Source organism: Microcystis sp. M49636_WE2 (genome assembly GCF_030065375.1).
In the GTDB taxonomy this organism is placed as follows: domain Bacteria; phylum Cyanobacteriota; class Cyanobacteriia; order Cyanobacteriales; family Microcystaceae; genus Microcystis; species Microcystis aeruginosa_C.
The window spans coordinates 1-8,085 of record NZ_JASJFG010000240.1 but is presented as its reverse complement, the minus strand read 5'-3'; the positions used below and the strand labels follow the sequence as shown (position 1 = coordinate 8,085).

The window sequence follows — 8,085 nt, the reverse complement described above, 5'->3', positions numbered from 1 at the left end:
GCGATCTAAACCGTAGGCGATGCCACCGTGGGGAGGGGTTCCGTATTCAAAAGCTTCTAACAAAAAGCCGAATTTATTATAGGCTTCCTCTGGGGATAGACCGATGGTGGCGAAGACTTTTTCCTGTACTTCCCGTTGATAGATCCGCAAACTGCCGCCACCGATTTCAATACCATTAAAAATCATATCGTAGGCTAGGGCGCGAGCGTGGGCTAGATCGTCTAAATCTTCGGGATTAGGGGCAGTAAAAGGGTGATGCAATGCTTCTAGGCGTTTTTCCTCGGCGTTGTATTCAAACATCGGGAAATCCGTCACCCAGAGGAGGTTGATTTTCTCCGGATCAATTAATCCCAATTGTTCCCCTAAAACTAAGCGTAGGCGGGATAGGGATTTATTGACTGTATCGGTATCTCCTGCCCCAAATAAGAGCAGATGCCCCGGTTTTGCGCCAGTCTTCTCGATTAAAGCCTGTTTTTGTGCCTCTGTCAGGTTATCTTTAATCGCACCAATGGTATCAAAATCGTAGTCCTCGCGCACGCGGATATAGGCAATTCCCTTCGCACCCGCATCGGTGGCTTCTTTGAATAAATCCCCACCCGGTTTGATTCTGACGTTAGAAATCGCCTCGTTACCGTTGGGAATCGGTAAAACTTTCACCGTTCCCCCACTAGCGATCGCACCTGAAAACACCTTAAATCCCGAATCGGCAAAAATCTCCGCCACATTGACCAATTCCAAGCCAAAACGGGTATCAGGGCGATCGACCCCATAGCGATCCATAGCCTCAGAATATGTTAAACGGGGCAGGGGCAGGCTTATATCGATATTTTTGACTTTTTTGAAGATATGAGCGATTAAAGCCTCATTTAGGGCTAAAATCTCGCTTAAGGAGAGAAAACTCATCTCCATATCCAACTGAGTAAATTCCGGTTGACGATCGGCACGCAGATCTTCATCGCGGAAACAGCGAGCGATTTGATAGTAGCGATCCATTCCCGACACCATTAATAATTGCTTAAATAGTTGCGGTGATTGGGGTAAAGCGTACCATTGGCCAGGGTTGACACGGGAAGGAACCAGATAATCCCGCGCCCCTTCGGGAGTCGATCGAGTTAAAATTGGCGTTTCCACTTCGATAAAATGCTGTTCATCTTCGAGAAAACGGCGCATTTCTTTGACAACTTGGTGACGTAGTTGTAAATTATGACTCATACGCTCCCGGCGTAGGTCTAGATAGCGGTATCGCAAGCGCACATCTTCCCGGACCGATTCACTTTCGGAACTAGAGACGACAAAAGGCAGTTGTTTAGTAACCCCGTTGAGAATCTCGATGCTAGTGGCGTAAATTTCGATTTCTCCGGTGGCAATGCGCGGGTTAAGGGATTCGGGGGGCCGTTGACTGACTGTTCCCGTCACCTTGATAACATACTCGTTTCTGACGGTTTCAGCGATGGGGTAGGAAGCGGGGGTTCGTTGGGGATCACTGACGATCTGGACAATACCACTGCGATCCCGTAGATCAATAAAAATAACGCCACCGTGATCGCGACGGCGATCGACCCAACCGAAGAGGGTGACACTTTTTTCAATTTCGATCGCGCTAAGGTCGCCACAGTAGTGAGTTCGCATAGTCTAACTAGAGAATTACTTATATTACGAATGTAGTATAGAAAGGATGTGGCCAGAAAAAAATCAGACGGCCTTGTTCATTATGCCGGTATTTTGTCGCTCTTGTCCCCTTGTTTGGGGTATTTTTATGGTCTCTTAGTCCTCAGCCATCAGCTTTTCGCCGATCGGCTATAATAGACCTCTTGTGAAAACTAAAAATTGTTGTTAGGGTTAGGAGTCAGGAGTCAGGAGTCAGGAGAATTAAGAATGAATAATAATTAACTAAATGGTATATTTACAGATTTTAGGCAATTTAATCCTTATTTTTGCCGTTTTTGAACCCTCAAAAATTAATTATGCAAGAGTTCTAATCAACAAGGCTCATCTAGCAGTTACCAATTTTAAACGATTAAAATCATGAATTCCTTAGAAAAAAAAATGGTGCAACTGTTAAGAGAACTCAGGGAAGATCACCATGTTTCAGGGGTAAAAGCGGAATTCGAGACGGAAGGAACCCGACTGACGGAAGCGATGCGTTTGAAAGAAATTAGTCTGAAAGCGGGGGTAGATTTTAATCTGAAAATCGCCGGTTGCGAAGCGATCAGAGATATCTTTGATGCGGTTAATTTAGGAGTCGATCGCTTGATTGCTCCCATGGTAGAAACAGCCTACGCTTTACAAAAATATCTGCGAGCAGCTAGGAGGGTTTTAGCTGATCAAGGGGTGGAAGATGTGGAGCTATTAGTTAATATCGAAACGATTACAGCCTGTGAGAATTTTCAGGAAATGTTGGCGATTCCAGAGATAAAATCTCTCCATGGTATCGTCATCGGACGGATGGATTTAGCCTGTTCTTTGGGATTAACTCGTCAGGATGTGAATGGCAAGCAAGTTTTGGATCTGGCTTTACCTTTGGCAAAAAAAGCTAAGGCTGCCGGTTTGACTGTTGCCATTGGGGGTGCGGTGTCACTGCATTCTTTACCGTTTTTCAAAATGTTCTGCCAAGAACATTTTGACCGCTTCGAGACGCGCAAAGTTATCTTTGATTGTCCCCAAGCTTTGGATAATTTCAGTTTAGCTTTGCCAAAGGCGATCGAGTTTGAATTACTCTGGTTAGAGAATAAAAAAAATTATTATGGTGCTATTGTTGGTGAAGATGAAGAGCGTTTAGAAATCTTGCATAATTTACTTTTTGGTTAAAGATATTGGTCAGTTCTATCGACCGCTTAAAACCTAGGCAGCAAAGTTTACAGATGTGGACTTATTATGAATAACTTCTCTTAATTAGGGTTGGCTGAAAAAGTTTTTCGTGGTTGCAGGGTCTGGGGTGTGGGGTTTAGAATGCTTCAATTTGCGCTTGATGTTTGTGCCGACAAGGCTATAATATTGATAGCACCTACTTTTGTCCTAAAAACAATGGCATTATCCACCAATCCCTTGACGTTTAATCAGAGAAATTATCAATATTGATACAGAAATCTTACAAACACTTTCGACAATGCCAGATTCTCTAAAGCACGAACTTCTGCACTATGCCAAGTATCTCATAGAAAACCACTCAAAGGAATATATGGAATGAATGCCTTCAAGGAAATCAACCCTTGTCACCGAAAAACTTTTCCAAGAGATTCCCCCTGAACCAAGAAAAAGCTTTACTTGTGACAAGGTCAATGAATTTTGTGGACATCAAGAGTTGAGGCAGAAATTGGGAGCAGATTTTTATTTTGCTACTCCTTATCATTCTTGTGCGAGGGGATTAAACGAGCCTACTAATGGACTATTAAGACAATTTTTTCCCAAGGAAACGAATTTGAAAATCCTTAAGCCAGAGGAAATAGAAAGAGCCGTAAATTTGATTAACAATCGTCCTCGAAAATGTCTTGACTATCGTACCCCGAATAAGGTATTCTATGAGATTAGATAAGACAGTGATTAAATCCAGACTTGAATTGGCCATGACCTCGGAACTATCGAAGCAATACGATCCTAAGATCACAGAAACGAAATGGCAGCAATATTGGGAAAATCAAGAAATATTTAGAGCAAACCCCGAAAAAGGCGGCGAAACCTACTGTATAGTTATCCCTCCTCCCAATGTTACCGGTAGTCTCCACATGGGTCACGCCTTCGAGAGTGCCTTAATTGATACACTTGTTCGCTACAAGCGCATGACCGGCAAAAATACCCTCTGGCTGCCCGGCACAGATCACGCTAGTATTGCAGTACAAGCCATACTCGATCGCCAATTAAAAGCTGAAAAAACCGACCGTTATCAACTAGGAAGGGAAAAATTCCTCGAACGCGCTTGGCAATGGAAAGAGGAGTCTGGTAGTACCATTGTTAATCAACTGCGACGCTTGGGGGTATCCGTGGATTGGACGCGGGAACGTTTCACCATGGATGAGGGACTTTCCCATGCTGTCCGTACTGCTTTTATCAAACTTTATGAGGACGGATTAATCTATCGCGGTCAATACTTAGTTAACTGGTGTCCCGAATCCCGGTCGGCCGTTTCCGATTTAGAGGTAGAAAACAAGGATATTGAGGGAAATCTCTGGTATTTTCGCTATCCTCTCAGCGATGGTAGCGGTTATCTTCAAGTAGCCACCACAAGGCCCGAAACCATGCTCGGTGATACTGGTGTAGCTGTCAACCCGCAAGACCCCCGTTATCGCCATTTAATCGGCAAAACCCTCACTTTACCGATAATGGGGCGAGAAATCCCCATTATTGCCGATGAATTGGTGGATACTGAATTCGGTACCGGTTGCGTCAAAGTTACGCCGGCCCACGATCCTAAAGATTTTGAGATGGGTAAACGCCATAATTTAGCCTTTATTAATATCATGAATTTAGACGGCAGTTTAAACGAAAATGCCGGAATATTCGCAGGTCAAGATCGTTTTGTTGCCCGCAAAAATGTCGTTAAAAAACTCGATGAAGACGGCTTTTTAGTTAAGATTGAAGCCTATCGCCATAGCGTCCCCTATAGCGATCGAGGTAAAGTTCCCGTGGAACCCCTTTTATCTACCCAATGGTTCGTTAAAATTGAACCTTTAGCCACAAAAGCTTTAGCCTGTTTAGATCAGGAAAACTCGCCCCGTTTTGTGCCGGAAAGATGGACAAAAGTTTATCGCGATTGGTTAGTTAAACTAAAAGATTGGTGTATTTCTCGACAACTGTGGTGGGGTCATCAAATTCCCGCTTGGTATATTATCAGTGAAACTAACAACGAAATTACTAACCATACTCCCTTCGTCGTTGCCCCAGATGAAACCTCCGCTTTAGCCAAGGCTAAACAGGAGTATGGAGAGGATATAATTATTCAACAAGACCCCGATGTTTTAGATACTTGGTTTTCCTCGGGATTGTGGCCATTTTCGACTATGGGATGGCCAGAAAAAACCCTTGATCTAGACACCTATTATCCCACCACAACCCTCGTCACTGGTTTTGATATTATCTTTTTCTGGGTGGCCAGAATGACGATGATGGCGGGCTATTTTACGCAACAAATGCCCTTTAAAGATGTCTATATTCACGGTTTAGTTAGGGATGAAAACGGCAAAAAGATGTCTAAATCTGCTAATAACGGCATCGATCCCCTAATTTTAATTGATAAATATGGAACCGATGCTTTACGATATACCTTAATCCGAGAAGTGGCAGGAGCAGGACAGGATATCAGTCTGCAATACAACCGTAAAACCGATGAATCGGAATCCGTAGAAGCTGCCCGAAATTTTGCCAATAAAATTTGGAATGCTTCCCGTTTTGTCATGATGAATCTGGAGGGAAAAACCCCAGAAGAATTGGGAGAACCAGTTTTAGAAAATTTAGAATTAGCTGATCGCTGGATTTTATCTCGTTATCATCAAACAGTGCAAAAAACTAGAGATTATCTAGAAAATTATGGCATGGGAGAAGCGGCAAAAGGTCTATACGAATTTATCTGGCGCGATTTCTGTGATTGGTATATCGAGTTAGTAAAAACTCGTTTATGGAAGGATAAAGAATCGGTTTCCTGTGCTACGGCCCGGCAAACTTTGGCTTTTATCTTGGCAGGGACATTAAAATTATTACATCCCTTTATGCCCCATATTACCGAGGAAATTTGGCATCATTTAACCCAAGAAAATCAGCAAGTTTTGGCTTTAGAAACCTATCCAATAGCCGATAGTTCTCTGATCGATCTAGACTTAGAAAATACTTTTGAGTTATTAATAGAAAGTATTCGGGTGTTGCGTAATTTGCGGGCCGAAGCGGGGATTAAACCGGGAGCAACGATCACGGCAATTTTACAGACAGAAAACAGCCAAGAATTAGCTATTTTGCAACGCGGACAAGTGTACTTAAAGGACTTGGCCAAGATCGAAAACTTAATTTTGACGGCAAAATTAACCGAGGAAGTCAATCAAGCGATCGCCGGTGTTGTCGCTACGGTAGAAATCCTCATCCCCCTGTCCGGATTGGTTGATATATCGGTATTGGCTGGGAAATTAGCGAAAAATTTAGCTAAGGTAGAAGGGGAAATCAAGAGTTTGAGTGATCGCCTGAGTAAACCTAGCTTTGTCGAAAAAGCTCCAGAAGCTTTAATCCAAAAAACGAAGCAAGCTTTAGCAGAGTCCGAAAAACAAGCCCAAATTCTCCAAGAACGCTTAAAACGCCTGCATTAACGGAGGCAGGGGTAATTTTGGGGATTTTCCGAAAAATAGGGCAGTTTTCAGGCTACCCTAACCGGAAAATTAATCGCCAAAATGGGAGATGATTGCATCGGCAAATTCGGAACATTTCAGAGGAGGATTAACGGGGGGTTCCATCAGACGCGCTAAATCGTAGGTAACTTGTCGATTAGCGATCGCTGCTGCGATGCCTTTTTTAATCAAATCGGCCGCTTCTTGCCATCCCATGTATTCCAACATCATCACCCCGGAAAGAATCACCGAACCGGGGTTAATTCGGTCTAAACCGGCGTGTTTAGGGGCTGTGCCGTGGGTTGCCTCAAAAATAGCGCAAGTATCGCCAATATTCGCCCCAGGTCCCATCCCTAAACCACCCACGATCGCCGCTGCCGCATCGGAGAGATAATCGCCATTCAGGTTCATGGTGGCGAGGATCGAGTATTCATCGGGACGGGTTTGGATCTGTTGGAAGATACTATCGGCAATGCGATCGTTGACCATAATTTTATCTTGCCACTGCCCATTGCCGTGGGTTTCCCAGATAGCATCGAGAACACTGGTAACTTCTTGACAGATTTTAGCTTTTTTCTCGTCCGTGAGGGCATCATAACCCGGTTCCACCATGCGGGCGTTATCTTCGATGCTCAGATCGGGGTTTTTCTCCTTATTGCTCAGGATCCATGATTCCATCTCGGTAACGCACACATCCCGGAATTCACTTTTAGCTAATTCATAACCCCAATCCCGGAACGCCCCTTCTGTATATTTCATAATGTTACCCTTGTGGACAAGCGTAACTTGATTTTTCGGTTTCGGTAAAGTCAGCGCTCGTTCGATCGCCCGGCGGACTAATCTTTGGGAACCCGTCTTACTAATCGGTTTGATCCCGATACCCGCATCGAGGGGAATTTGTTTTTTACCGTGTTCGGGAGTGGCGGGAATTAGTTCGGTGTTGAGATAATTAATCAGTTTATCGGCGATTTCCGTGCCTTGTTTCCATTCGATGCCCAGATAGATATCCTCGGTATTTTCCCGATAGACGATGACATCGAGTTTTTCTGGGGTTTTATGGGGGGAAGGGGTTCCCGCATAGTAACGACAGGGACGAACACAGGCATAGAGGTCAAAAATTTGCCGCAAAGCCACATTCAGGGAACGAATGCCGCCACCGATGGGAGTGGTCAAGGGACCCTTGATGGCGATCCCATATTCTTTAATCGCTGTCAATGTATCTTGGGGCAGATATTGATAGGTCCCGTAGATTTCGCAAGCTTCATCGCCAGCATAGACTTTAAACCAATGGATTTTCCTTTGACCACCGTAGGCTGTAGCGATCGCCGCATCGATAACTTTTGCGGTTGCGGGCCAGATATCGACTCCCGTACCGTCACCACGAATGAAGGGAATGATGGGATCGTCGGGAACTAGAGGTTTTCCCTCAGAAAAAGTAATTTTCGAGCCTGTTGTCGGTGGGGTAATTTTTTCGTAGCTCACAGTCATGGGCTTCCAGAAACGGTATTTATCTATACGTTGGCAGTCTAGCGCCGTCAATATCTATGCTCAGGGATTTTGGGTAATTTCTTAAAGATTCCCTTGCTGGCATCAACTTCGTACCTCACCATTAAGATAACTGCTAGAGCTAAGTAGCTGGTTATAATTAGGGTTTGCTGAATAATGGTAAAAACCTTACAGGAAAGGGCTTTTAGCTTGATTGAGAGCTTCCCAAATGCACTTAAATCTGCTAGAATCTCTTAAAACCCTTGCATCACCCTTGCATCACCCTTGCATCTTCTCT

General features: G+C 44.2%; 5 protein-coding genes and 1 pseudogene. 4 read left to right on the top strand and 2 right to left on the bottom strand.

Annotated elements, in window-relative coordinates; translation table 11 throughout:
* A partial coding sequence (gene aspS / locus PX484_RS05780) for an aspartate--tRNA ligase (protein ID WP_288103126.1) occupies positions 1 to 1,629 on the bottom strand: 1,629 nt, incomplete at its 3' end.
* A gap of 396 nt (positions 1,630 to 2,025) precedes the next feature.
* Between aspS and PX484_RS05775 the strand changes: the two genes are divergently transcribed.
* The 4 genes and pseudogenes from PX484_RS05775 to PX484_RS05760 all read left to right on the top strand — a co-directional run bounded on the left by PX484_RS05775 (position 2,026) and on the right by PX484_RS05760 (position 6,284).
* Positions 2,026 to 2,808, top strand: a complete 783-nt coding sequence (locus PX484_RS05775; protein ID WP_287767513.1) for an aldolase/citrate lyase family protein — start codon at positions 2,026 to 2,028, stop codon at positions 2,806 to 2,808.
* Positions 2,809 to 3,055: 247 nt separating this feature from the next.
* On the top strand, positions 3,056 to 3,187 hold the full coding sequence (locus PX484_RS05770; protein ID WP_308417776.1) for a DUF2281 domain-containing protein: 132 nt from the start codon (positions 3,056 to 3,058) through the stop codon (positions 3,185 to 3,187).
* 24 nt (positions 3,188 to 3,211) lie between these two features.
* Positions 3,212 to 3,532 (top strand): annotated as a pseudogene (locus PX484_RS05765) (IS30 family transposase); the annotation flags it as partial.
* A gap of 31 nt (positions 3,533 to 3,563) precedes the next feature.
* On the top strand, positions 3,564 to 6,284 hold the full coding sequence (locus PX484_RS05760; RefSeq protein WP_287767523.1) for a valine--tRNA ligase: 2,721 nt from the start codon (positions 3,564 to 3,566) through the stop codon (positions 6,282 to 6,284).
* A gap of 69 nt (positions 6,285 to 6,353) precedes the next feature.
* Here PX484_RS05760 and PX484_RS05755 read toward each other — a convergent pair whose 3' ends face one another.
* Positions 6,354 to 7,790 (bottom strand): NADP-dependent isocitrate dehydrogenase, encoded by a 1,437-nt coding sequence (locus PX484_RS05755; RefSeq protein ID WP_002804129.1) that lies wholly within the window; start codon positions 7,788 to 7,790, stop codon positions 6,354 to 6,356.
* Positions 7,791 to 8,085: the final 295 nt, after the last annotated feature.